The sequence below is a fragment of the Rhizobacter sp. P2_G4 genome, from assembly GCF_056403575.1.
This window is the reverse complement of sequence record NZ_JBFUFG010000005.1, coordinates 283,090-308,700: the sequence shown is the minus strand read 5'-3', so window position 1 is coordinate 308,700 and position 25,611 is coordinate 283,090. Positions and strand designations below refer to the sequence as shown.

Here is a 25,611-nt window from a genome sequence, read left to right as displayed (position 1 = left end):
TATCAGGACTTAGGACTCAGGAATGGCCGATGCAAAGGCATCGATGATCTGGCGAATGGGTTCGCGCTTGAGCTTGAGCGCCGCCTGGTTCACGACCAGGCGGGCCGAGATCTGCATGATCTGCTCGACCTCGACCAGGTGGTTCGCCTTCAGCGTGCTGCCGGTCGACACGAGGTCGACGATGGCATCGGCCAGGCCGGTCAACGGCGCGAGTTCCATCGAACCGTAGAGCTTGATCACGTCGACGTGCACGCCCTTGTCGGCGAAGTGATCGCGCGCGCAGCTGGTGTACTTGGTGGCCACGCGCAAACGCGAGCCTTGCTTCACCGCAGCGGCGTAATCGAAGTCATCGCGCACGGCGACGCTCATGCGGCACTTGGCGATGCGCAGGTCCAGCGGCTGGTACAGGCCTTGGCCACCGTGCTCGAGCAGGATGTCCTTGCCGGCCACGCCGAGGTCGGCTCCGCCGTACTGCACATAGGTCGGCACGTCGGTGGCACGCACCAGCACCACGCGCACATCGGGGCGTGTCGTGCCGATGATCAGCTTGCGCGACTTTTCGGGGTCTTCGAGCACCTCGATGCCGGCCGCTTTGAGCAGCGGCAAGGTCTCTTCGAAGATGCGTCCTTTGGACAGGGCCAGTGTGATTGTCATTTCACGCGCTCGATGTCGGCGCCGATGGAGCGCAGCTTGGCTTCCATCTGGTCGTAGCCACGGTCCAGGTGGTAGATGCGCTCGACCACCGTCTCGCCATCGGCCACCAGGCCACCGATGACCAGACTGGCCGATGCGCGCAGATCGGTCGCCATCACGGTGGCGCCTGACAACTGCGGCACACCCGTCACCACCGCGGTGTGTCCATCGACCTCGATCTTCGCGCCCAGGCGAACGAGTTCATTCACGTGCATGAAGCGGTTCTCGAAGATGGTCTCGGTCACTTTGGCTGTCCCGCTTGCAATGCAATTCAGCGCCATGAACTGCGCCTGCATGTCAGTCGGGAAGGCGGGGTATTCGCTGGTGCGAAATCCAACCGCGCGCGGGCGCTTGTCGTTCGTCACGCGGATCCAGTCGTCGCCGCATTCGATGGTGGCGCCGGCTTCACGCAGCTTGTCGATCACCGCGTCGAGGTGGTCGGCGCGCGCGCGGCGCAAGATCACATCGCCACCAGCCGCGGCCACCGCGCACAGGAAGGTGCCGGTCTCGATGCGATCGGGCACGATGCGATGGTTCACGCCGTGCAGCGCGTCGACACCCTGGATGCGGATCTTGCTGGTGCCGTGGCCTTCGATCCGGGCGCCCATGCCAATCAACATTTCGGCCAAGTCGAGCACCTCGGGCTCCTGCGCTGCATTCTCGAGCACCGTTTCGCCATCGGCCAGCGTGGCGGCCATCAGCAGGTTTTCGGTACCGGTCACGGTCACCATGTCGGTGGTGATGCGGGCGCCCTTCAAGCGCTTGGCGCGGGCGAGGATGTAGCCGTGCTCGACGGTGATTTCGGCGCCCATCGCCTGCATGCCCTTGATGTGCTGGTCGACCGGGCGCGAACCGATGGCGCAGCCGCCCGGCAGCGAGACCTTGGCCTCGCCGAAGCGCGACAGCAGGGGTCCCAGCACGAGGATGGACGCCCGCATGGTCTTCACCAGGTCGTAGGTCGCTTCGCGCGAACTGACGTTGGCCGCGCTGATCGACACGAGCTCGGGCTGCGCCTCGCTGCGCTCGGCCGGCACGCCCAGCATGCGCAGCAGCTTGAGGGTGGTGTTGACGTCCTGCAGGCGCGGCACGTTGGTGAGCGTGACCGGCTCGGCGGTCAGCAGGGCTGCGCAGAGTTCAGGCAACGCCGCGTTCTTGGCGCCCGAGATGGTGAGTTCACCCTGGAGCCGACGGCCGCCGCGAATCAGAAGTTTGTCCATGAGCTTGTGTGCAGAGCGCCGAACCACCACAACACCGATTCCGCAATGGGAACCGGCCAGCCGCGATGGCGCCGGCTGTCGTTCAGTGGTGGTGGCGGGCCCGTCGTGACGAGAGCGCAGCGCCTTCGAGAGGGGACAACAAGGTCATTGCAGCAGCACGGGAAGGAGCAGCGATTCTATCGCCCGCAGGCAAAGCCCATGTGGCCCGCCGATTGCCCTGCCCTATCACCCACATCTCACGTCCAGAACGATCATGAGCGCTGACCCTGCCCCACGCCTGCCCGAACGAGTCAACCTCGGCGACCCCGCTGCCGTGAAGCAGTGGTGCGAGCATTTCGGCATCACGGCGGAGCAGCTTGCCGAGGCCGTCAAAGCCGCAGGCGACAACCCGGCAGCGGTCAAGGAACAACTCCTGAACCAGGGCGGCAGCGCCGGTGCCGGCTAGTGCCCGCGGCGAATCGCGGTCGCGATCGCTTTCGACGCCGCAGCGCATCCAGCGGGCGCTCAGCGGCACCTTCGGACTGAAGGAGCTGCGGCCGGGCCAGCGCCAGGTGATCGAGCGCGTGCTCGCCGGCCAGCCCACGCTCGCGCTGATGCCCACCGGAGCCGGAAAATCGCTGTGCTACCAGCTGCCCGCCCTGCTGCTCGAAGGCCGCACGATCGTGGTGTCGCCGCTGATCGCACTGATGAAAGACCAGTGCGACCACCTGGGCGCCCTCGGCATCCCGGCCGTGCAACTGAACAGCGCGCTCGATGCCGACACGGTGCGCGCCGCCGAAGCCGCCGTGGCCGATGGCTCGGCGCGCATCGTCTTCGTCACGCCCGAACGGCTGGCCGAGGCGGAGTGCCAGGCCTTGCTGCGAACGCACGCCACCGCGCTGCTGGTGGTGGACGAAGCGCATTGCATTTCGCACTGGGGCCACGACTTCCGGCCGGCATTCCTCGAGATCGGCCCGACGTTGCCGGCACTCGGCCGCCCCACCGTGCTGGCGCTCACGGCCACCGCCATCGACTCGGTGGCCGACGACATCGCGCAGCAGCTCGGCATCCCTCGCACCGGCATCGTCAACACCGGCACCTACCGCCCCAACCTGCACTACCGCGTCGAGCAGGTCACTCGCGAGGACGACAAGCTGGCTCGCACGCTCGCACACGTCAAGGAGACGGCCGGCTCCGGCATCGTCTACACCGCCACGGTGAAAGCCGCGACGGCCGTGCACGCCGCACTGAAGGAGGCCGGCGAATCGGTCGGCCTGTACCACGGCCGGCTGGCCGCGCGCCAGCGCGAGGCAGTGCAGAACGGGTTCATGGAGGGCCAGACGCGCGTGATGGTCGCCACCAACGCATTCGGCCTGGGCATCGACAAGGCCGACCTGCGCTTCGTGCTGCACTACCAGATGCCCTCGGGGCTCGACGCTTACTACCAGGAGTCGGGCCGCGCCGGGCGCGACGGCGAAACAGCGCACTGCACCCTGCTCTTTCTTCGCAGCGACAAGGCCGTGCAGCAGTTCTTCCTGGCCCACCGCTATCCGGCCGAGGAAGACACCACCGCTCTGTACCGACAGCTCCACGAGCCACCCACCGAAGGCGAGGCCTGGGATTTGTCAAGCTTGCAGCAAGCGATGCAGCGCCCGCGCGCCAAATTGCAGGTGGCCCTGAGCCTGCTGCGGCGCCAGCGCATTGCCGAGCGAGACCGGGCAGGCCAGATCCGCCTTGTGCGCCGTGGCCTGGACCCAGCCGCGCTGGCGGCCCTGGGCTCGGCCTATGAAAACAAGCGCGCCGAAGACCAGGCGCTTCTCGAACAGATGGTGTTCTACGCACAGACCGGCTGGTGCCGCTGGAAGGTGCTGCTCCAGCACTTCGGCGCATTGCCCGAAGGCTTCAGCCAGTGCGGCGGGTGCGACAACTGCGCACGGATCGCCTGGCATCTGCAAGAAGCGCTCGCCGCGCAGGCGCAGCAAGAAGAAGCCGAGCCCGATGCCGGCGCCAGCACGTCACGGGCTGCCTTTTCGGTGGGCGACGCCGTGCGCGTGCGGCGCTACGGGTTGGGCGTGGTGACGGCGGCCGACGCGTTGTCGGTCACCGTCGAATTCAAGAACGGCGAGCAGCGCTGCTTCTTGCCGGAATGGGTGAGCCGCGCAGCGGCCCGGCGCAAGGCCGGTCAGCCACCGGCCGCGCGCTGATGCTCGGCGGGGGTCAACACCTTCATCGACAGCGCATGGATCTCTTCACGCATGCGGTCGCCCAGCGCTGCGTACACCCGCTGGTGCCGGGCCACGCGGCTCAGGCCTTCGAACTCGGCGCAAACGATGGTGGCAAAGAAGTGGCGCCCATCGCCTTCGACCTCGACGTGCTGGCAAACCAGCCCGCGCTCGATGTAGTCGCGAACTTGGGCAGGGGTGGGGTCGGAGGCCATGTGGGATGAGTCAGGTTACGAGCGAATCTTGTAGCCGATGCGCAGCAAGTGCAAGCACAAGGCACACACCAGCGCCAGGCTGGTTGCGACGATCGCGAGGCTGAGCCAGGGCGACACATCGCTGGTGCCGAAGAAGCCATGCCGGAAGCCGTCGATCATGTAGAAGAACGGGTTCAGGTGGCTCAGGGCCTGCCAGAACGGCGGCAGCGACTTGATCGAATAGAACACGCCGGAGAGAAACGTCATCGGCATGATGATGAAGTTCTGGAAGGCCGCAATCTGGTCGAACTTCTCGGCCCACAGCCCGGCCACCAGGCCCAGCGCGCCCATCATCGCGGCACCGGCCAGCGCGAAGACGATGATCCACAGCGGGTTGGCGATGGACAGCGGTGCGAACCACACGGTGACCAGCATCACGCCCGAGCCGACGACCACGCCGCGCACCACCGATGCGCCCACGTAGGCCACGAACCACGCCCAGTGGCTCAGCGGCGTGACCAGCAGGAACACCAGGTTGCCGGTGATCTTGCTTTGAATGAGCGAGGAGCTGCTGTTGGCGAACGCGTTCTGCAGCACGCTCATCATCACGAGACCAGGAATCAGGAAACTCGTGTAGCCGACCTCGCCGAACACCTTCACCCGGCCCTCGAGCACGTGGCCGAAGATGAGCAGGTACAGCATGGCTGTCAACACCGGCGCGGCCACGGTCTGGAAGCTCACCTTCCAGAAGCGGAGCATCTCCTTGTAGAGCAGCGTTCGTGCGCCTGACAACATCGCCGTCATACCGCCACCTTCACTTGATCGATGGTCACCGGGGGGCCCTGCATGATCTCGAGGAACACGTCCTCCAGGTCGGCACGGCCGATCTCGAGGTCTTCGGGTTGACAGCCTGCGGCGCGCAAGGTGGCAAGCACCTGTTCGACCTCGGCGGCATCGTGTGTGGTGACCTGAACGATGCGGCCCGTCACACGCGCGTGTGCTGCGAGTTCGGGCGGCAGCGGCGTGTCGAGCTTGAAGCGCATCATCGTGCTCGCGGTGCCGGCCAGCAGCGCCGAGGTGCGGTCGAGTGCCACCACCTTGCCCTGCTTGAGCATCGCGATGCGGCCGCACAGCGCTTCGGCTTCTTCGAGGTAGTGCGTGGTCAGCAGCACCGTGTGGCCCTGCTTGTTGAGCCTGGCGACGAACTGCCACAGCGTCTGGCGCAGCTCCACGTCGACACCCGCCGTGGGTTCGTCGAGCACGATCACCGGCGGCTTGTGCACCAGCGCCTGCGCCACCAGCACGCGGCGCTTCATGCCGCCGGAGAGCTGGCGCATGTTGGCATTGGCCTTGTCGGCCAGGCCCAGGCCCTGCAGCAGCTCGTCGATCCAGGCACCGTTGTTGCGCACCCCGAAGTAGCCGCTCTGGATGACCAGCGCCTCGCGCACGCTGAAGAAGGGGTCGAACACCAGCTCCTGCGGCACGATGCCGAGGCTGCGGCGGGCGGTGGCGTAGTCGGTGACGACGTCGTGCCCCAGCACCGACACATTGCCGCCGGTGGCACGCGTGAGGCCGGCGAGGATGCTGATCAGCGTGGTCTTGCCGGCACCGTTGGGGCCGAGCAGGCCGAAGAACTCGCCGGGCTCGATGTCGAAGCTCACACCGTCCAGGGCCCGCACCTCGCGGCCTGCGGCAGAGTAGGTCTTGCTGACGTTCTGGAACGAGATGGCTGGCATGAAGGGCGCGATTGTAGGCAGGCGGTTCTTTTCTCGCTGGCCGCCGGCCAAGCCCCTGCGGCAGGCTTGCGCGGTGCTAGATTCGCCGCAAAGACAAACGAGATTCGAGACAACATGGCCCCTCCCCCGAAGAAGCCACGGCGCACTGCCGAGCGCATTCTGGAAGTGACGCTGGAGCTGTTCAACCGCTTCGGTGAACCCAATGTGTCCACCACGCTGATCTCGGCCGAGCTCAACATCAGCCCGGGCAATCTCTACTACCACTACCCCGCGAAGGACGAGCTGATCAACTCGCTCTTCACCCGCTACGAAGAAGCCCTGACCCAGCTGCTGCATGCGGCCGACGACGTGCGCAACGTCGAAGACGCCTGGCTCTTCTTCCACATGCTGTTCGAGCTGATCTGGAAGTACCGCTTCCTGTACCGCGACCTGAACGACCTGCTCAGCAAGAACCGCAAGCTGGAGACGCAGTTCCAGCTGGTGCTGAAGAACAAGTCGCATGCCGTGCAGGGTGTGCTCAACGGCCTGTCGCGCGGCAACGCCTTGCACATCGCCAGCCGCGAGGCCGAACCGGTGGCCACGGCCATGGTGGTGGTGCTGACCTACTGGCTGAGCTACGAATACGTGCGCGACCCGCGCAATGCGCTCGAGCCCGAAAGTGCGGGCTCGGCGCTGCTGCGCGGCGCCTTCCACGTGCTCAGCCTGTTGATGCCTTACCTCGAAGCCAACCAGCGCGAGCACCTGCTCGGGTTGGTCGGCCACTACAAAAAGCCTGACCCGAAGCCCTGACCTCAAGGAGACAAAACCATGGCCAAGTGGACCGCCTTCCCGTACGACGCAGACGACTACCTCTACGACGCCGCCACGCTGAAGAAGAAGTGGGCGCGGCTGCATGCCGGCGATGCCGAGCCGCTGCCCAAGGACGACAAGGTGCTGGCCGCCTGGGCGCTGTTCCACGCCGGCGAATTCCAGAAGGCCACGGAGGCCGGATTGAAGATCGGCGGCGCGGGCATCACCGTGGCCAACAAGGCGCAGTCCATCTACGCCAACTACCTGGAGAAGAGCGAGAAGAACAAGTTCGCGCTCTTCCTCGAAGTGGCCGGCCGCGCTGAAGCACAGGCCGCCGAAGACCCAAAGAACGCCAACGCGCACTATCAGATCGCCTACGCGCTCGGCCGCTACAGCCAGGGCATCAGCGTGGCGAAAGCCTTGGCGCAGGGCCTGGGCAGCAAGGTCAAGGGCGCGCTCGAGACCGCCATCAAGCTGCAGCCCAAGCATGCCGATGCGCACATCACGCTCGGTGCCTTCCACGCCGAGGTGATCGACAAGGTGGGCTCGCTGCTCGGCCGCACGCAAGGGGCCAGCAAGGATGCCGGGCTCACGATGTTCAAGACCGCGCTCAAGCTCAACCCCACGTCGGCGATCGCGATGGTCGAGTACGCGAACGGGCTGGTCATGCTCGAAGGCGACAAGAAGATGAAGGAAGCCGAGAAGCTCTATGCGGACGCAGCGGCCTGCGAACCGCTGGATGCGATGGAGCGGCTTGACGTCGAGATGGCCAAGGCCGAACTCGAAGACTGAACGTCACTCGCGCAGAGCCGGGCGTCTGCTGGTTCTGCACTGACCGAAGGCCGTGGCGCCGCAGCTGCCACGGCTTGCCCACTTGCGACTCCCCATCGCCCCACGGCCGGGGCGGCAATAGCCTTGCAAATGCGAACCATTCGCATTAGAGTCGCCTCACCCTGAAACGAACGAGCGCCTCTCCAGGCTGATCGGGCCTCTGCCCTCCTTTCGTTACCGGGCCGCGCATACGCCAGCCATGTCGCCAGCCGTGCTTTCTGAAAAGAACTCACAGACCGGACGATGGCCATCCACATCACGCGTACCGCGGGCGAAGCGCATGCCCGGCAGCAGTCGGCTCACGGCTCATGAACATCACGGCACACACCCTGATGAGCCTGAAGACCTACAGCCTCGACCGGCGCAACCACAAGCAGCGCCTCATCACGTACCGCCGCGAACGCAGCCTGTCGCTCGGTCCCTGCATGCGCCTGCAGTTCGAAGACGAGCAGACGGTGCGCTATCAAATCCAGGAAGTGCTGCACGCCGAGCGCGTTGACGACCTCGACGACGCACAGCACGAGATCGACACCTACGCCCACCTGCTTCCCGACGGCAGCAGTTGGAAGGCCACGCTGATGATCGAGCTGCCCGACGCGCAAGAGCGCGAGCGTGAACTGCCGCACCTCAACGAAGCCGCCCACCGCCTGTACATCGAGCTGCCGCGACACCCACGCGTGTTCGCACTGGCAAACGAAGACCTGCCCGACCGCCACCTCGCGCGGCCATCGGCTGTGCACTTCCTGCGCTTCCAGTTCCCTGCGCCGCTGCGCATTGCCCTGCTGGCCGGCGCCGGCGCCACGCTCGGCTGCGCGCACGACCAGTACGCCTTTCGCCGACTGATACCCCTCGCCACGATGGAGCGCTTGCGCTGCGACCTGACCTCGGTCCACCACGACTGAACACGGAGGCCCATGCTCATGAACCATGCACACGCCCATCCCCACGGCCAGAGCCTTCCGCTCGCCCAGAGCGAGGTCGGCAACGTGTCGACCTGTTCCTGCGGCGTGGTCACCATCACCCTGCACTACATGAGCCTGCGCTTCGAACCCGCGGCCTTTCGCGAGCTGCTCGGCATGCTCAATTTCGCGCAGCGCCGCCTCGACGGCGACCCCGCCATCCAGGCCGCCCTGCAGCCGCCGTCGTCCATGGACGCACCGCCGGTGCATTGAACCGGAACCCACGCATGTGCAAACCCGACCCCAACCAACTCGAGACCCTGGTGCGCCAGGCTGTCCTCGACACCGGCGCCACCGTTCTGACGATCAACCCGTCCCAAGGAAGCGCCGGGCCGCCCCAAGCTTCCTTGACCCCCGCGGGGGGCGGCGGCCGCAACGCGGACGCATGGGCGTCGTCATCGCCCACCGGCTCGCGCCGCCGCCGGCTGTGGGAGCTCGACAGCCACGCACACTGCCCGGTCGTCGGCGTGTGCCTGCCGATCGCCGCGCTGCGCCGCCTGGTCGGCAAGGTGCTCGAAGGCCAGGCGGTGGCCGACGACTACGAGCTGCACTGCGGCGTGATCGCCGAGTGCCGCCTGCGCACGCCCGTCGCCGAAGCGGTGCAGCGCGAGCTCGACCGGCGCTGCATGCTGCCACTGCGCCAGGCCGCCAAGGCCAAGACCACCGAGGCGCTCGCCACCTGGTGGCATGAGGCCTCGCATGGCAAGGACCTGGCCGGTGCCTTCTGGGCCACGCTGACTCACGCGCGTTGCACACCGGCGCTCGAACACCAGGTGCTCGGCGAAGTGCACATGCTGCAGCACCAAGTCGGCATGGCGCGCCGCGTCGGCCTGCAGCACTTCGAGAACCTGATCGACGAGAACGCGGTGCTGGCCCGCGAGATGGCCGCCGCGCAGCAGCGCAGCACGCGACAGGCCGACGAATACCGCCAGCGCAGCGAGACCCAGCAGACGCAGATCGTGCAGCTGCGCGCTCAGCTCATCGGTCGCGACACCATCATCGCCTCGCTGCGCGAAGACCTGCAGACACTGGAGGCCGCCGCCCCCGGCCTGAAGAGCCGCTTCGAGCTGGCGCGTGAAAGCGAACGCCAGATCGAGCGCCTGCACCAGCTGGAGCGCACGCTGCTGCAGGCCCAGCAGGAGGCCGAGCGCCAGCGCCGCCGTGCCGACGAACTCGCAGCCGAGCTGCAGCGCCGCGACGCCGCCACCGCCGAGCCGCTGCTGGCCGGCATCAGCCCTGCGGCCCGCTTCGACGACCAGGCCGTGCTCTGCGTCGGCGGCCGGCCCGCCAGCGTACCGGTCTACCGGCACCTGATCGAGCGCACCGGCGGGCGCTTTCTGCACCACGACGGCGGCGAAGAAGACAGCCCCGCGAAGCTCGACTCCACGCTCGCCGCTGCCGACCTCGTGATCTGCCAGACCGGCTGCATCAGCCACGACGCCTACTGGCGCGTGAAGGACCACTGCAAGCGCACCGGCAAACGCTGCGTCTTCGTCGAAAGCCCAAGCAGTGCGGGACTCAAGCGCGCGCTGCTGCAGCTGGTGCCAGTGCCGGTCACCGCGATCGAAGCCCCGCCCTGATCCCTTCCTTCCCGACCGCAACAGAACAGCCAAAGCGCACATGAAAAATAGAACACCTCCCAAGGAGGCTCGTCGCCATTCACGGGCACTGATCACGAGCGCCGCGCTCGTTGCGATGGCCAGCACGGCACACGCCCAGACCGCCGCGCCCGCAGCCCCTGCCGAGGCGGCATCCGCCCCCGAGACCACGCTGCCGGCGGTGAAGGTGAAAGCCGCGGCCGACAACGAAACAGGCACGGGCCCGGTCACGGGCTACCGCGCCAAGCGCAGCACCACCGCCACCAAGACGGACACGCCGCTCAACGAAGTGCCGCAGTCCATCTCGGTCATCACAGCCGACCAGATCAAGGACCAGAACGCCCAGACCATGCAGGAGGCGCTGCGCTACACCGCCGGCGTGCGCTCGGAGATGTACGGCCTGGATAACCGCGGCGACTGGTTCTCGCTGCGCGGCGGCAGCGAAGGCTCAGTCTTGCTGGACGGGTTGCGCGTGCCATTGACCGGCTGGTACGGCGTGGTGCGCAACGAACCCTACGCGTTCGAGCGTGTCGAAGTGCTGCGTGGGCCGGCCTCGGTAATCGCCGGGCAGAACGGCCCGGGCGGCGTGGTCAACATGGTCTCCAAGCGGCCGCAGGCGGAATCGCTGCGCGAGATCTCCGTCCAGTTCGGCAACAACGACCGCAAGCAGGTGGCTGCCGACTTCGGCGGCGCGCTGAACACCGAAGGCACACTGCAGTACCGGCTGGTCGGCCTCTACAAGGACAGCGGCACCCAGGTCGACCACGCGTTCGACGACCGTCAGTTCATCGCGCCGTCGCTCAGCTGGAAGCCGAACGCCGACACCTCGCTTACGGCCTACGCCGAATACCAGAAAGACGAGTCCGGCAACACCAACGGCTTCTTTCCGATCGTCGGTACGCTGCGGCCAGCGCCGAACGGCCCCATCCCGAGCAGCACCTTCATCGGCGAGCCCGACTGGGACACCTACGGCGGCACGCGCAAGCGCGTGGGCTACCAGTTCGAGCAGCGACTGAGCGATGACTGGACGCTGCGCCAGAACCTGCGCCACGACCGCATAGAAGGGAAGATGCGCAGCATGTATGCCAACTGGTGGGATGGCTTCGTAGACGCCACCGGCGCCGCTGACCCCAACGGCACCTACCTGAACCGCCTCTGGTACTCCACCAACGACACGGCCCGCATCACCAACGGCGATCTGCTCTTCGAAGGCAAGCTGAAGCTCGGCGGCATGCAGCACACCGTGTTGGTCGGCGTCGATGCGATGCACTCGAACGGCCAGGCAAAGTCGTGGGGCGACGGCGTGGCCACGCCGCTCGACGTCTACAACCCCGTGTACGGCAGCTTCCCCGAGCCAGCCAGCAACGACGCAGACGCCAACGTGACGACCACGCGGATGAGGCAGTTCGGCCTGTTGCTGCAGGACCAGATCAAGTTCGACGCGCGATGGGTGGGTGTCGTGGGGATTCGTCACGACCGTGTGAAGACCGACTCGGTGGCCAGCACGCCCACAGACCCTGACGCGGTCACGAAAGCGCGTGACTCGGCCACCTCGACGAACCTCGGCCTCGTCTACCTGGCCGATGGCGGCTGGTCGCCGTATGCGAGCTATTCCGAATCCTTCGAGCCGGTCGCACCGTCGAGCGAACAGACGTTTAAACCCAAGCGGGGCAAGCAGGTCGAGGCTGGTGTGAAGTGGTCGCCGGCCGACACCGGCGTCACGGCTGCGGCGGCGGTCTACGAATTGAAGGAGAAGAACCGGGTGATGTCTGCACCGACCGCTGACAACCCGAACTTGCAAGTGCAGAGCGGCGAGGTCACGGTGAAGGGCTTCGAGCTCGAAGCCACCGCCAACCTGCGTGCCTGGGAGCTGGTCAGCAGCTACACCTACATGGACGCACAGCAGACCGCCGTCGGCAATGATGTGAAGTACCTCGGCCAGCAGCTGTCGGGCATCCCGAAGCACTCGGCGGCGGTGTGGGCCACCCACAAGTTCGGCGCCTACGGCCTGCCGGGCTTCAAGGCCGGCCTCGGCGTGCGCTACGCCGGCGAGACCAGCGACGGCACCGGTAACAACACCGTGCCCTCGGTCACGCTGCTCGACCTGCTGCTGGCCTACGACCGCGGCCCGTGGCGGCTGGCATTCAACGTCAGCAACCTGACCGACAAGACCTACATCGCCACTTGTCTCGAGCGCGGCGACTGCTGGTTCGGCAATGAACGCAAGGCCGTCCTGTCGGTCGCCTACCGCTGGTGATCGCGGCTCCGAAATCATTGCCCTCGCGGAGGTTTTCCATGCGCCCCCTTTTCGTCCGACTTCACCGCTGGTTCGGTCTCACCGCCGCCTTGTTCCTTTTCATCGCCGGGGCCACGGGTGCGGTGATCTCGTGGGACCACGAACTCGATGAGTGGCTGAACCCCCACCTGTACCAGGCGCGCACGGCCGGCACGCCGCTGCCCGCGCTGGAGCTCGCGAAACGCATCGAAGCGGCCGACCCGCGCGTGCGTGTCACCTACATGCCGCTCGATGTGGAGCCGGGCCACACCTTCACCGCGTCCGTCTCGCCGCGTGTCGACCCCAAAACCGGCCAGCTCTTCGAGCCCGGCTACAACCAGATCGCGCTCGACCCCGCCACCGGCGAGATCCAAGGCAAGCGCGAGTGGGGCAAGGTCTCGCTGACGCGCGAGAACCTGCTGCCCTTTCTGTACAAGCTGCACTACAGCATGCACATCCCCGAGGGCTACGGCATCGAGTTCGGCATGTGGTTCATGGGCTTGATCGCGATCGCCTGGGTGGTCGACACGCTGGTCGCGCTGTGGATCTCGTTCCCGAACTGGCGTGCATGGCGGCGCTCGTTTGCCTTCCGCTGGAAGAGCGGCGGCCACAAGATGACCTTCGACCTGCACCGCTCCGGCGCCATGTGGGTCTACTTGCTGGTGCTGATGCTCGCCATCACCTCGGTCAGCATGAACCTGCGAGAGCAGGTGCTGCGGCCGGTGGTGTCGGTGTTCTCCGATCTGACACCTTCACCATTCGCGAGCCGCGTGCCGGCACCGCCGACGCAGCCGATCGAACCCTCGGTGTCGAACGAGCGGGTGATCGATCAGGCCCGTGCCGAGGCCTTGCGCCGCGGCTGGACGCAGCCGGCCGGTGGCCTCTTCGTCTCGCCCGATTTCGGCATCGTCGGCGTGGGCTTCTTCGAGGTGCATAACGGCCATGGCGACGGTGGCCTGGGCAACCCGTGGCTGTATTTCGACTCGCGCACCGGCGCACCGGCAGGCCACGATGTGCCGGGCACCGGCAGCGCCGGCGACATCTTCCTGCAGAGCATGTTCCCGCTGCACTCGGGTCGCATCATCGGCGTCACCGGGCGAGTGATGATGTCGGTCATGGGCGTGGTGATCGCAATGCTGAGTGTCACCGGCGTGCTGATCTGGGCGCGCAAGCGGCGGGCGCGTGTGCAACAACAGGTGCAGCTGGCCACGCCAGCCAAGCGCTTTACGGCGACGGACCTGGCGACCTGATTCGCGGTTTGCCCCTAGCGGTGGCGGCGCACCGGCTTGCCGAACAGCTCACTTGCCATCGACAAGTCTTGCAGCCACTGCGCAAAGGCCGCTTCGTGCTCGGCCGGGTCGCCACGCAGCAGGGCCGAGGGGTGCAGCGTGACCAGCACCTGCAAGCCGTGCAGGCCTTCGTGCCACTGCCCGCGCTCACGCATCACCGCAGCCGGCCGGCCCAGCAGTGAGCGCGCCGCCGTGGCGCCGAGGGCAACGAGTGCCTGCGGCTTTACCTGGTCAATCTCGCTTTCCAGCCAGTGCAGGCAGGCGGCGGCCTCGCGTTGGGCAGGCGTCTTGTGGATGCGGCGCTTGCCGCGCAGCTCGTACTTGAAGTGCTTGACCGCATTGGTCACGTAGAGCCGCTCGCGCTCCCAGCCGAGCTGAGCGATGGCGCGGTCCAGCAAGCGGCCGGCCGGGCCGACGAAAGGCCGGCCTTGCAGGTCTTCCTGGTCGCCAGGCTGCTCGCCCACCAACATCAGCGTGGCACCGACCGGGCCTTCACCGAAGACCGATTGCGTGGCGTGCTCGCCCAGCGGGCAGGCGCGGCAGCGGTCGGTGGCCGCGCGCAACAGGGCCAGCGCTTTCTTGGGATCGTCGGGCAGCTGCAAGGGATGCGACTCGCTCACGTCGGTCTCCTTCGGCGGTTGCTGCGCACCGGCTGCGATGCGCCGTCGGGTCATTGTGGCGGGCGCTTCGATCATTCGGCCGGTAAGCAGCAAAGCCTGCGTTGCCAGTGGGCTGATGAGTTCGGCCTCGGGAAGGTTGTGCCAGTACTTGAGCGGCATCTCCTTGCACATCATCGCGAGCTTGAGGCGCGCGGGGTTGAAGATGTGGCGGTAGTAGGTGAGCCACAGCGCTTCGCCGGCATCGGCGGGCGGTGCGTCATCACGCCTGCCACCGGGGCCAAATTCCAGCCTCTCGCCGTCCCATCGAACGCTCCGCTCGGGCGTGAAGATGGCCCAGCGCATCTGCGTGAAGCGGCGCATGAAGAAGGGCGCCACCGCTTCGACGATGTGGTGCTCGGGTTCGAACCAGGCCACGTGCAAGGCGGCCGCGCCTTCTTCGCCCGGCAGCACGCGGAAGCGCACGAAGGCCGTCATCTTGTGCAGGTCCCGTCGAACGGCACGTGCCATGAGCTCGGCTCGCATGCGGTCGGCATCGAGCGCGTCTTCGCGCAACGCTGGCTCGTGCGCCAGCCGCCACAGCAGGCGATAGAGCAGGCCGAAGCGACCCGGGTCGCGGTGAAGCACGGCGCTTTCGCACAACGCCATGAACCAGGGCGGCACGCTTGGGGGTTCGGCCGACGGGGTGGTGGCTTGCGTGTACGCCACGTCGACTGCGGCGGCAACGGTGTCGGCGAACAGGTCTTCGGCGGCTGCAGCCTGCGTATGCCATGTCACGGCTTCCGGCGGCACCTGCTGTGCAAGCAACGCGCGGGCGTGGCTGCGGAACCCAGGCCAGTCGGCGTCACCGGCGAGAACGACCGTGCGCTGGCTCATCGCCGATGTCGGAGCTAGAGACCCGGAAAGAGCGAGGCCTGTTGCGGAGCCGCCTCGGCGATGGGCGGCGTGCGACCTGGCCGGTGATCGGGCAGCAACACAAAAGGCATGACCTTGGCGAGCGGCACGCGCAAGCTCGAGAGATCGTCGCTGCGCAGGCGGCGCACGCGGCGGGCGGCAAGCAGGCGGTCGACTGTCTTGGCACCCAGGCCAGGCACGCGCAGCAGCATCTCTTTCGGCGCGGTGTTCAGGTCGACCGGGAAGCGCTCGCCGTGCGCCAGCGCCCAAGCGAGCTTCGGGTCGACGTCAAGCGACAGCATGCCGCTGCTTGATGCATTTGACGGCACGATTTCGTCGTGGGCGAACCCGTAGAAGCGAATCAGCCAGTCGGCTTGGTAAAGCCGGTGCTCGCGCACCAAGGGCGGCGCCTTCAGCGGCAGCGACGCAGCAGCATCCGGGATGGGGCTGAAGGCCGAGTAGTAGACCCGCCGCAGCCCGTAGGCGCCGTACAGGTTGGCGCTGGTCGCGAGGATCGTTCGGTCATCCGTCGCATCGGCACCGACGATCATCTGCGTGCTCTGGCCGGCGGGTGCAAAACGCGGCGGTGTGGCGCGCTGCGGAGACGCCTTGGGCAGCGAGACGATGCGCGGCGACTCCGCTTCCTTCGCCGCACTGCGGGCGTCGTCGATGTGCACACGCAAACGGGCCATCGAGCGCTTGATGGCGGGGCCGTCTTTCTCCGGTGCGAGCGCCGCAAGTCCTTGCTCGGTGGGCAGCTCGATGTTGATGCTCAGGCGGTCGGCATAACGGCCGGCGCGCTGCAGCAGTTCAGCCGACGCATCGGGAATCGTCTTCAGGTGGATGTAGCCGCGAAAGTCGTGCTCCTCGCGCAACACGCGCGCCACCTCGACCACCTGCTCCATCGTGTAGTCGGGGTTGCGGATGATCCCCGAGCTGAGGAACAGGCCTTCGATGCAGTTGCGCCGATAGAAATCGAGCGTGAGCGACACGACTTCGTCGACCGAGAAACGCGCACGCGGCACGTTGCTCGTGACGCGGTTGACGCAATACAGGCAGTCGTACTGGCAGAAATTGGTGAGCAGGATCTTCAGCAGCGAGATGCAACGGCCATCGGGCGCGTAGCTGTGGCAGATACCCGAACCTTCGGTCGAACCGATGCCGCGCCCGCCGACGGAATCACGCGTGCTCGTACCGCTGGAGGCGCACGAGGCGTCGTACTTGGCGGCGTCAGCGAGGATGGCGAGCTTGCGCTGGATGTTCACTGTACAAATATACAGTGATGCACCCTCACGCCGCCAATTCCCTCAGTCGGCCGTGGCCTTGCGCACGGCGTGTTCCCACTCGGCCATCAGCGCTTCAGCGCGCGGGCGCGACATGGTCGGGCGGAAGGTTCGGTCGACCTGCCATTGCGCACTCAGCTCGTCGAGGTTGCGGAAGACGCCGCTCGACAGCCCCGCGAGGTAGGCCGCGCCAAGCGCCGTCGTCTCGATGACCTTGGGCCGCACGACCGGGATGCCCAGCAGGTCGGCCTGGAACTGCATCAGCAGGTTGTTGACGCACGCCCCGCCATCCACTCGCAGCTCGGCCACCGGCGCGCCGCCGGCATTCACCGCATCACGGCTCATGGCCTGCAGCAAGGCCGCGCTCTGGAAGGCGATGCTCTCGAGCGCCGCGCGGGCGATGTGGGCCACGGTCGTGCCGCGCGTGAGGCCGACGATGGCGCCGCGCGCATCGGCATTCCAGTACGGCGCGCCCAGGCCGGTGAAGGCCGGCACGAACATCACGCCACCCGAGTCGGGCACGCTCTCGGCCAGCTGCTGCACTTCGCCGCTGGCCTTGATGGCGTTGAGCCCGTCGCGCAGCCACTGCACCACCGCGCCGCCGATGAACACGCTGCCTTCGAGCGCGAATTCGGGTGTCGCGGTCGGCTGCGCAGCACTCGTCGTGATGAGGCCATTGGTCGAGGTCTGGAACTGCGCGCCGGTGTGCATCAGCATGAAGCAGCCAGTGCCGTAGGTGTTCTTCGCGAGGCCGGCCTTGAAGCAGGCCTGGCCGAAGAGCGCGCTCTGCTGGTCACCCGCGATGCCACCGATCGGCAGCGACGCACCCAGCAGATCGGCATGCGTGTGGCCGTAGACGTGGCTCGACGGGTGCACCTCCGGCAGCATCTCGCGCGGCACGTCGAGGATCTTCAGCAGATCGTCATCCCACTCGTTGCGGTGCACGTTGAGCATCAGCGTGCGCGAGGCGTTGCTCACATCGGTGGCATGCAGCCGGCCCTTCGTCAGATGCCACATCAGCCATGTGTCGACGGTACCGAAGGCCAGCTCACCCTTGGCCGCCGCCGCACGCGCGCCGGGCACGGTGTCGAGGATCCACTTGAGCTTGGTGCCGGAGAAGTAGGCGTCGATGATCAACCCGGTCTTCTCGCGGAAGGTCGGCTCCAGGCCCTTCGCGCGCATGTCGGCACACACGGGTTCCATGCGCCGGTCTTGCCAGACGATGGCGTTGTAGATCGGCTGGCCGGTCTTGCGGTTCCACACCAGCGTGGTTTCGCGCTGGTTGGTGATGCCAATGGAGGCGATGTCCTTCGCTTCGAGCTTCGCCTTGGCGAGGGCTTCCTTGGCGGTGGCGAGTTGCGACTCCCAGATCTCGTTCGGATCGTGCTCGACCCAGCCAGGCTGCGGGTAGATCTGCCGGAACTCGCGCTGGGCCATCGCGACGATGTGGCCCTGGTTGTCGAAGACGATGCTTCGGGAGCTGGAGGTGCCTTGGTCTAGGGCGAGGATGTGGGTGGGGGTGGTCATGGTGTTCGCTCATCCGTTCGGGCTGAGGTATTGAAGCCTTGGTTTGCTTTCTTGTGGGTCTTGTTCACTGCGTGAGGCCGCGTCGGGATGTGCCCCCGACAGGGCAGTCCCTTTTCTTTGCTTCGCCAAAGAAAAGGAACCAAAAGAAAGGCGACCCGACGGTGGCGGTCGGCCTGTGGCCGACTGCTCTGCGGTGCTCGGTCTTCGGGGCCCGCGCCAAACTCGCTTCGCGGCCTGTGGCCGCTGCGCTCAGACAAACGGCGCGAAGTCAGATCACGAAGCGTGCTGCGCACGCGGCCCCAAAGCCCTGCGCTCCTCGACGCCCCCCACGGGGCCCAAGAGCAATTCGGTCGTTGCTTCGCAACTTCCCTGCACCTCGGTTCGCATCGGGCGCGAGCGAAGCGACGCGCCATCGTGCCGATGCGCAGCGAGGCGAATCTGGTGTTCGGGTCCCCGTGGGTGGCGTCGAGGAGCGCAGGCGTTTGGGGCCGCGCGCGATAGCGCGCATCAACAACTGACTTCGCGACGTTTGTCTGAGCGCCGTGAGCGTAGCGAACAAAGCGAGTTGGGCGCGAGGCCCCAAACACCGAGCACCGCAGAGCAGTCCGGCGCAGCCGGACCGTCAACGTCGGGTCCCCCTTTCTTTGCTTACTTTCTTTCGGGGAAGCGAAAGAAAGTGAGTCGGCTGTCGGGACGACATCCCGACGCAGCCTCACGCAGTGAACAAGAGCCTCATGCGAATGCAGCCACGGCATCAAGGGCACCGGGCTTCGATACCCGAACGAATGGCGCAAGCGCAACGCCCTCATTGCGCCACCTCGCACTGCACCCCCGCTTCGCTCAGAAGCGCCGGAAACGGCTCCGGCGGCGCCGCATCAGTGAACAACATGTCCACCTCTTCAAACTCCGCCAGCTTCACCATCGCCGGCCGATTGAACTTGCTGTGGTCAGCCGCGAGCCACACCTCGCGCGAGTGCTCGATGATGGCGCGCGCCACCTTCACCTCGCGGTAGTCGAAGTCGCGCAAGGTGCCGTCGTCCTCGATGCCGGAGATGCCGATCAGCCCGATGTCGACCTTGAACTGGCTGATGAAGTCGACCGTCACCTCGCCGATGATGCCGCGGTCGCGCGAGCGCACCACGCCGCCAGCGACGATGACCTCGCAGTCGGAGTTGTCGGACAGGATGGCCGCCACGTTGAGGTTGTTGGTGATGACGCGCAGGCCCTTGTGGTTCAACAGCTCGCGCGCAATGGCCTCGGTCGTGGTGCCGATGTTGATGATCAGCGAACAGCCCTCGGGCACGGCCTTGGCCACGGCCTTCGCGATGCGTTGTTTGGCCGCCTCATTGAGCTGCTGGCGCTGGCGGTAGGCGATGTTCTCGGTGGTCGAGCTCGGCAGGCGCACGCCGCCGTGAAAACGCGCCAGCAAACCGGCCTCGGCGAGCTGCTTCACATCGCGCCGCACGGTCTGCAACGTCACGCCGAACTGCTCGGCCAGGGCTTCGACCGACAGCGCGCCGCGGGCACGAACTTCCTGCATCAGCAAGGCTTGTCGGGGATTGGGAGTCATGCGCGGCGGGTGTCGTCAAGGCGATTTTGGTCGCGAGGGTAGCGGATAGGGAATGCCCATCAACTGATGGATTGCGAGCTTGCGCCATTTTCGTTTGTGGGCTAAAAAGAAAAAAGAGGAAAACAAACGAACAAAAACCGAACATGCCCGTGACCCAATCGGCAACCGACAAACAGCCGATCACCGAAGACCAGGAGACAGACAGCTTGAACCATCCGCACCCGGGCGCCGCCGACATGGCGCCGCCGGACCGCCAGCCTCCCGCCCAGTCGACCTGCGACGTGCTCGTCGTGGGCGGCGGCATCAATGGCGCCGGCATCGCGCGCGACCTCGCGGGCCGGGGGCTGAGCGTGGTGCTGTGCGAGAAAGACGACCTCGCGGCGCACACCTCGTCGTCGTCGACCAAGCTGATCCACGGCGGGCTGCGCTATCTTGAGTACTACGAGTTCTCGCTGGTGCGCAAGGCGCTGGCCGAACGCGAGGTACTGCTGAAAAGCGCGCCGCACATCATGTGGCCGCTGCGCTTCGTGATGCCGCACGACCCGAGCATGCGGCCGGCCCTGATGATCCGCGCCGGGCTGTTCCTGTACGACCACCTGGCCAAGCGCGAGGTGCTGCCCGGCTCGCGCGGCATCAACCTGCGCGAACACGTGGCCGGCAAGCCGCTGAAGCCGCAGTTCACCAAGGGCTTCGTCTACTCCGACGGCTGGGTCGACGACGCACGCCTCGTTGTGCTCAATGCGCTTGACGCAGCGGAGCACGGCGCCACCGTGCTCACCGGCTGGCGCTGCACCGATGCCCAGCGCAATGCCACCGGCTGGCAGATGCTATTGCAGGATGCGAACGGCGCACGGCGGCAGGTCAGTGCGCGTGCCTTGGTGAACGCCGCCGGCCCGTGGGCTGCGCAGTTCCTGCAGGAGCACGCTCACCTGCGTGAGTCCAAGACGCTGCGGCTCGTGAAGGGCAGCCACATCGTGGTGAAAAAACTCTTCGACCACGACCACGCCTACATCTTCCAGAACCCCGACCGCCGCATCATCTTCGCCATCCCCTACGAAGGCGAGTTCACGCTGATCGGTACCACCGACGTGGAAAGCGAAAGCCCGATCGGCAAGGCGCAGATCGACGACAGCGAGATCGCCTACCTGTGTGAGCAGGCGAGCCGCTATTTCGCAAAACCCGTCACCGCGGCCGACGTGGTGTGGACGTATGCCGGCGTGCGCCCCCTGCTCGGCGACGAGAGCAGCGACGCCTCGGCCGTCACGCGCGACTACATGCTCGACTTCGACACCCACGCCGCGCCGCTGCTCACGGTGTGGGGCGGCAAGATCACCACCTTCCGCAAGCTGGCGGAAGAAGCGGCCGATGGCCTGTGCCAGCACCTCGGCGTGAAGAAGCCGGCATGGACTTCGGGCTCGCACCTGCCGGGCGGCGACCTGAGCGCCTTCATCGGCACGGCGGTGCGGCCCGACACCGACTTCGCCCGCTTCGAAGCAGAGCTGGCGAAGCGCCACCCGCAATGGCCGGCCGCCGTGCGGCACCACCTGGCGCGTTGCTATGGCGGTCGCATCGACCTCGTGGTCGGTGCCGACGGCCTGGGCGAAGAAGTGGCACCCGGCCTGTTCGAGGCCGAACTGAATTACCTGCACAAGCACGAGTGGGCGAGAACCGCCGACGACGTGCTGTGGCGCCGCACCAAGCTCGGCCTGCACATGAGCGCGGCCGACCGCGAACGCGTGGCGGTCTGGTGCAAGGCGCGCTGGGCACCCATGAAACCATCTGTGGAGATCAAGACGTGAGCGCAGTGAACAAAGAGGCATCGACATGCAGTTGACCCTGGAGCGGGTCGACAAGCAGGTCGGCCCGCAAACCCACCTGTACCCGCTGGACCTGAGCCTCGTGCCGGGCGCCGTGACGGTGCTGCTGGGCGCCACCCAAGCCGGCAAGACCACGCTGATGCGATTGATGGCTGGGCTGGACGTGCCGAGCAAGGGCGTCGTGCGTGTCGACGGGAAAGACGTGACCGGCGTGGCCGTGCGCGACCGCAATGTCGCGATGGTCTACCAGCAGTTCATCAACTACCCGTCGATGACGGTGTTCGACAACATCGCCTCGCCGCTCAAGCTGCGCAAGGACAAGGGCATCGCCCAGCGCGTCAACGAACTCGCCGCGAAGCTGCACATCGAGCCGTTCTTGAAGCGCTTGCCGGCCGAGCTCTCGGGCGGCCAGCAGCAGCGCGTGGCCCTCGCCCGCGCATTGGCCAAGAATGCGCCGCTGATGCTGCTCGACGAGCCGCTGGTGAACCTCGACTACAAGCTGCGCGAAGAACTGCGCGACGAGTTGACACAGCTCTTCGCCGCCGGCGACTCCACCGTCGTCTACGCCACCACCGAACCGACCGAGGCGCTGCTGCTTGGCGGCTACACGGCGGTGCTGGACGCGGGCGAACTGTTGCAGTACGGCCCCACGGCCGAGGTGTTCCACCGCCCGCAGTCGATCCGCGTGGCACGCGCCTTCAGCGACCCGCCGATGAACCTCATCGAAGGCAATGCAACCGGCCTGTCCATCAGCCTGCCGGCCGGTGTGCAGCTGTCGGTGCCGCTCCCTTCATCACACGAGAAGGCACACACCAAGGCTCTGACCGTCGGCGTGCGCGCGAGTGCGCTGCACGTGAACCAGCGCCCCGGCGACGTGGCCTTGCCTGGCAAGGTCGAGCTGGCCGAGATCTCGGGCTCGGACACCTTCGTGCACATCGAAACCGCCGTCGGCGAGCTCGTCGCGCAGCTCACCGGCGTTCATTTCTTCGAGCTGGGCGCGCCGCTCACGCTGTACCTGAACCCCGAGCACGTGCATGTGTTCGATTCGGCCGGCGCCTTGCTCGTCGCCCCGGCGAAAGGAGGGCTCTGACATGAAGCCCCCACGCTCACTTTGTTCGCTGCCCCCCAAGGGGGCGCAGGCCTCCCTTGGGGCGGCCCGGCAGGAGTCCTGACATGGCCCGCATTGACCTTGACCTGGCACACGCCTACCGTCCCAATCCGCAGAAGGATGAGGATTACGCACTGCTGCCATTGAAGATGAGCTTCCGCGATGGCGGCGCCTATGCGCTGCTCGGCCCTTCGGGCTGCGGCAAGACCACGCTGCTCAACATCGTCTCCGGCCTCGTCATGCCCTCGCAGGGCACGGTGAAGTTCGACGGCGTCGACGTGACCGGCAAGACGCCGCAGCAGCGCAACATCGCCCAGGTGTTCCAGTTCCCCGTCATCTACGACACGATGACGGTGGCCGAGAACCTGGCCTTCCCGCTGAAGAACCGTGGCGTTGCGCCCGAGAAGATCAAGCAACGCGTGGGCGCCATCGCCGAGATGCTGGAGATGAGCGGCCAGCTCAACGTGCGCGCAGCCGGCCTCGCGGCCGACGCCAAGCAAAAGATCTCGCTCGGCCGCGGCCTGGTTCGTGAAGACGTGAGCGCCGTGCTGTTCGACGAGCCGCTCACGGTGATCGACCCGCACTTGAAGTGGCAGCTGCGGCGCAAGCTCAAGCAGATTCACCACGAGTTGAAGCTCACGCTCATCTACGTCACCCACGACCAGGTGGAGGCACTGACCTTCGCCGAAGAGGTGGTCGTGATGACGCGTGGCCGCGCGGTGCAGATCGGCTCGGCCGACCAGCTGTTCGAGCGGCCGAAGCACACCTTCGTCGGCCACTTCATCGGCTCGCCGGGCATGAACTTCCTGCCGGCCTCGCTGATGCCCGGTTCGCCGGACGGCGCTACGCTGCTCGGCATCCGGCCCGAGTACGTGAAGGTCACCGCGGCCAACACCCCCGGCGCGCTCGCCGCGGTGGTGACGCAGCGGCAAGACGTTGGCACCTACTGGCTCGTGACCGCCAAGGCCGGCGACAGCGTGATCCGCGCGCGCCTGAGCGCCGACACCACGCCACCCGCGGTCGGCGAGACCGCATGGTTCAGCGTGGCCGGCTCGCACACCTGCTACTACAAGAACGAGGAGTTGGTCGCATGACGGCAACCGCAGCGAAGCCTTTCATCCAGCCACGCTCCGAGGAACCGGCTTTGCCGGGCCTCTGGAGCGGCGCCCCTTGGGGGCAGGAGCAAAGCGACTGGGGGGCCCAATGAAACCCGTCAACCAGAAAGCTTGGTTCCTGATATTGCCGGTGGTGCTGTGCGTGGCCTTCTCGGCCGTGCTACCGCTGATGACGGTCGTGAACTACTCCGTGCAAGACATCATCTCGCCCGAGCGGCGCGTGTTCGTCGGCACCGAGTGGTTCAAGTCCGTGATGCGTGACGACGACCTGCAGGGCGCGTTGCTGCGCCAGATCATCTTCTCGCTGTCGGTGCTGCTGCTCGAGATTCCTATCGGCATCGGCCTTGCGCTGTCGATGCCGGCCACCGGCTGGCGCTCGTCGGCCGTGCTGGTGCTGGTCGCCATCTCGCTGCTGATTCCCTGGAACGTGGTCGGTACCATCTGGCAGATCTATGGCCGCACCGACATCGGCCTGATGGGCGCTGCATTGGCCAAGCTGGGCATCGAGTACAGCTACACCGGCAGCGCCACGCATGCGTGGCTCACCGTGCTGGTGATGGACGTGTGGCACTGGACGCCGCTGGTCGCGCTGCTGTGCTTCGCCGGGCTGCGTGCGATTCCCGACGCCTACTACCAGGCCGCCCGCATCGACGGCGCAAGCAAGTTCGCCGTGTTCCGCTTCATCCAGCTGCCCAAGCTGCGCGGCGTGCTGATGATCGCCGTGCTGCTGCGCTTCATGGACAGCTTCATGATCTACACCGAGCCCTTCGTGCTGACGGGCGGCGGGCCGGGCAATGCCACGACCTTCCTGTCGCAGTACCTCACGCAGAAGGCGGTCGGCCAGTTCGACCTTGGGCCCGCAGCGGCGTTCTCGTTGATCTACTTCCTCATCATCTTGCTGCTGTGCTTCATCCTCTACAACTGGATGCAGCGAGTCGGCACGGCCAGCACCGAAGGAGCCCAGCATGGATAGCCTGTCGCCGAGCCGCCTCAAGACAGGCGCTCCCCCTCGGGGGGACCGCGCGCAGCGCGTAGGGGGTTGCCATGAATGAGAAGCGCTTCCGCAAGCGGACGATCTTCCTGATCGCCTACCTCTTGTTCGCCGTGCTGCCTGTGTACTGGATGATCAACATGTCGTTCAAGACGAACGTCGAGATCCTTTCCAGCTTCAGCCTGTGGCCCCAGCACTTCACGTGGGAGCACTACCGCACCATCTTCACCGACGAGAGCTGGTATTCGGGCTACATCAACTCGATGATCTACGTGGCCATCAACACGGTGATCTCGCTGCTGGTGGCACTGCCCGCGGCCTACGCCTTCAGCCGCTACAGCTTCCTCGGCGACAAGCACGTGTTCTTCTGGCTGCTGACCAACCGCATGACGCCGCCGGCCGTGTTCTTGCTGCCCTTCTTCCAGCTGTACACCACGCTCGGCCTGATGGACACGCACATCGCGGTGGCGCTGGCCCACCTGCTGTTCAACGTGCCTCTGGCAGTGTGGATTCTCGAAGGCTTCATGAGCGGCATCCCGCGCGAGATCGACGAGACGGCGTACATCGACGGCTACTCGTTCCCGCGCTTCTTCCTGACGATCTTCATCCCGCTGATCAAGGCGGGTGTCGGCGTCGCAGCCTTCTTCTGCTTCATGTTCAGCTGGGTCGAGCTCCTGATGGCCCGCACGCTGACCAGCGTGAACGCCAAGCCCATCGTCGCAACGATGACACGCACGGTCAGTGCCTCGGGCATGGACTGGGGCGTGCTTGCCGCCGCGGGCGTACTCACCATCGTTCCGGGCGCGATCGTCATCTGGTTCGTGCGGCACTACATCGCCAAGGGCTTCGCCATGGGACGCGTGTGATGCACAGGAACGTGATGCACAGGGAAACACCGGTCAACCGA

23 protein-coding genes are annotated in these 25,611 nt (G+C 66.3%); 14 read left to right on the top strand and 9 right to left on the bottom strand.

Features of this window, described 5'->3' with window-relative positions:
• Positions 1 to 9: 9 nt before the first annotated feature.
• A complete protein-coding gene (gene hisG / locus AC1DYS_RS20305) occupies positions 10 to 654 on the bottom strand; it encodes an ATP phosphoribosyltransferase (protein ID WP_477902458.1) in 645 nt (214 codons plus the stop codon).
• Entirely contained in the window at positions 651 to 1,910 is a 1,260-nt protein-coding gene (murA, locus tag AC1DYS_RS20300) for a UDP-N-acetylglucosamine 1-carboxyvinyltransferase (RefSeq protein WP_477902456.1), read from the bottom strand. The genes hisG and murA overlap by 4 nt, the downstream gene beginning before the upstream one ends.
• A gap of 253 nt (positions 1,911 to 2,163) precedes the next feature.
• On the opposite strand from murA, the gene AC1DYS_RS20295 reads away from it, so the two are divergent.
• The gene (locus AC1DYS_RS20295; protein WP_477902454.1) at positions 2,164 to 2,355 is read left to right on the top strand and encodes a DUF3606 domain-containing protein; all 192 of its coding nucleotides are present in this window, start codon (positions 2,164 to 2,166) and stop codon (positions 2,353 to 2,355) included.
• A complete protein-coding gene (locus AC1DYS_RS20290; protein WP_477902452.1) occupies positions 2,345 to 4,093 on the top strand; it encodes a RecQ family ATP-dependent DNA helicase in 1,749 nt (582 codons plus the stop codon). Before AC1DYS_RS20295 ends, AC1DYS_RS20290 begins: the two co-directional genes overlap by 11 nt.
• On the opposite strand, the gene AC1DYS_RS20285 is transcribed toward AC1DYS_RS20290, so the two are convergent.
• From AC1DYS_RS20285 to AC1DYS_RS20275, 3 genes are read right to left on the bottom strand one after another with little or no spacing between them, the layout of a single operon-like run.
• Positions 4,072 to 4,326 (bottom strand): BolA family protein, encoded by a 255-nt coding sequence (locus AC1DYS_RS20285; protein WP_477902450.1) that lies wholly within the window; start codon positions 4,324 to 4,326, stop codon positions 4,072 to 4,074. The two genes, AC1DYS_RS20290 and AC1DYS_RS20285, sit on opposite strands and share 22 nt — an antisense overlap.
• Positions 4,327 to 4,341: 15 nt before the next feature.
• A complete protein-coding gene (locus AC1DYS_RS20280) occupies positions 4,342 to 5,109 on the bottom strand; it encodes an ABC transporter permease (RefSeq protein ID WP_477902448.1) in 768 nt (255 codons plus the stop codon).
• Positions 5,106 to 6,041, bottom strand: coding sequence for an ABC transporter ATP-binding protein (locus tag AC1DYS_RS20275; RefSeq protein ID WP_477902446.1), 936 nt, complete (start codon positions 6,039 to 6,041; stop codon positions 5,106 to 5,108). The genes AC1DYS_RS20280 and AC1DYS_RS20275 overlap by 4 nt, the downstream gene beginning before the upstream one ends.
• 114 nt (positions 6,042 to 6,155) lie before the next feature.
• On the opposite strand from AC1DYS_RS20275, the gene AC1DYS_RS20270 reads away from it, so the two are divergent.
• The 7 genes from AC1DYS_RS20270 (at position 6,156) to AC1DYS_RS20240 (ending at position 13,743) form a co-directional block, all read left to right on the top strand.
• Entirely contained in the window at positions 6,156 to 6,830 is a 675-nt protein-coding gene (locus AC1DYS_RS20270) for a TetR/AcrR family transcriptional regulator (RefSeq protein WP_477902444.1), read from the top strand.
• Between the two features lie 18 nt (positions 6,831 to 6,848).
• Entirely contained in the window at positions 6,849 to 7,622 is a 774-nt protein-coding gene (locus AC1DYS_RS20265) for a tetratricopeptide repeat protein (RefSeq protein ID WP_477902442.1), read from the top strand.
• Positions 7,623 to 7,969: 347 nt separating this feature from the next.
• Entirely contained in the window at positions 7,970 to 8,563 is a 594-nt protein-coding gene (locus AC1DYS_RS20260; RefSeq protein WP_477902440.1) for a DUF3501 family protein, read from the top strand.
• A gap of 18 nt (positions 8,564 to 8,581) precedes the next feature.
• Positions 8,582 to 8,833, top strand: a complete 252-nt coding sequence (locus AC1DYS_RS20255) for a hypothetical protein (protein WP_477902438.1) — start codon at positions 8,582 to 8,584, stop codon at positions 8,831 to 8,833.
• 14 nt (positions 8,834 to 8,847) lie between these two features.
• Positions 8,848 to 10,200 carry a DUF2325 domain-containing protein gene (locus tag AC1DYS_RS20250; RefSeq protein ID WP_477902436.1) on the top strand — a complete coding sequence of 451 codons (1,353 nt, stop codon included), beginning with the start codon at positions 8,848 to 8,850 and terminating at the stop codon, positions 10,198 to 10,200.
• A 40-nt stretch (positions 10,201 to 10,240) separates the two neighbouring features.
• Complete coding sequence (locus tag AC1DYS_RS20245) at positions 10,241 to 12,475, top strand: TonB-dependent siderophore receptor (RefSeq protein WP_477902434.1); 2,235 nt, start codon at positions 10,241 to 10,243, stop codon at positions 12,473 to 12,475.
• Between the two features lie 38 nt (positions 12,476 to 12,513).
• On the top strand, positions 12,514 to 13,743 hold the full coding sequence (locus AC1DYS_RS20240; protein ID WP_477902432.1) for a PepSY-associated TM helix domain-containing protein: 1,230 nt from the start codon (positions 12,514 to 12,516) through the stop codon (positions 13,741 to 13,743).
• Positions 13,744 to 13,757: 14 nt separating this feature from the next.
• Here AC1DYS_RS20240 and AC1DYS_RS20235 read toward each other — a convergent pair whose 3' ends face one another.
• From AC1DYS_RS20235 to AC1DYS_RS20220, 4 genes are all read right to left on the bottom strand, one after another.
• On the bottom strand, positions 13,758 to 15,275 hold the full coding sequence (locus AC1DYS_RS20235) for a UdgX family uracil-DNA binding protein (RefSeq protein ID WP_477902430.1): 1,518 nt from the start codon (positions 15,273 to 15,275) through the stop codon (positions 13,758 to 13,760).
• 14 nt (positions 15,276 to 15,289) lie between these two features.
• Positions 15,290 to 16,558 carry a putative DNA modification/repair radical SAM protein gene (locus tag AC1DYS_RS20230; RefSeq protein WP_477902428.1) on the bottom strand — a complete coding sequence of 423 codons (1,269 nt, stop codon included), beginning with the start codon at positions 16,556 to 16,558 and terminating at the stop codon, positions 15,290 to 15,292.
• Between the two features lie 42 nt (positions 16,559 to 16,600).
• Positions 16,601 to 18,103 (bottom strand): glycerol kinase GlpK, encoded by a 1,503-nt coding sequence (gene glpK, locus AC1DYS_RS20225; protein WP_477902426.1) that lies wholly within the window; start codon positions 18,101 to 18,103, stop codon positions 16,601 to 16,603.
• Between the two features lie 805 nt (positions 18,104 to 18,908).
• Positions 18,909 to 19,673 (bottom strand): DeoR/GlpR family DNA-binding transcription regulator, encoded by a 765-nt coding sequence (locus AC1DYS_RS20220; protein ID WP_477902424.1) that lies wholly within the window; start codon positions 19,671 to 19,673, stop codon positions 18,909 to 18,911.
• 236 nt (positions 19,674 to 19,909) lie between these two features.
• Here AC1DYS_RS20220 and glpD point away from each other — a divergent pair, with 236 nt between their 5' ends.
• From glpD to AC1DYS_RS20195, 5 genes are all read left to right on the top strand, one after another.
• Complete coding sequence (gene glpD / locus AC1DYS_RS20215) at positions 19,910 to 21,472, top strand: glycerol-3-phosphate dehydrogenase (protein ID WP_477902702.1); 1,563 nt, start codon at positions 19,910 to 19,912, stop codon at positions 21,470 to 21,472.
• A gap of 25 nt (positions 21,473 to 21,497) precedes the next feature.
• Positions 21,498 to 22,580, top strand: a complete 1,083-nt coding sequence (locus AC1DYS_RS20210; RefSeq protein WP_477902422.1) for an ABC transporter ATP-binding protein — start codon at positions 21,498 to 21,500, stop codon at positions 22,578 to 22,580.
• Positions 22,581 to 22,663: 83 nt separating this feature from the next.
• Positions 22,664 to 23,692: an ABC transporter ATP-binding protein gene (locus AC1DYS_RS20205; protein WP_047488205.1), complete on the top strand. Its 1,029-nt coding sequence runs from the start codon at positions 22,664 to 22,666 to the stop codon at positions 23,690 to 23,692.
• A gap of 109 nt (positions 23,693 to 23,801) precedes the next feature.
• On the top strand, positions 23,802 to 24,686 hold the full coding sequence (locus tag AC1DYS_RS20200; protein WP_477902420.1) for a carbohydrate ABC transporter permease: 885 nt from the start codon (positions 23,802 to 23,804) through the stop codon (positions 24,684 to 24,686).
• A 71-nt stretch (positions 24,687 to 24,757) separates the two neighbouring features.
• Positions 24,758 to 25,570 (top strand): carbohydrate ABC transporter permease, encoded by an 813-nt coding sequence (locus AC1DYS_RS20195; RefSeq protein WP_477902418.1) that lies wholly within the window; start codon positions 24,758 to 24,760, stop codon positions 25,568 to 25,570.
• Positions 25,571 to 25,611: the final 41 nt, after the last annotated feature.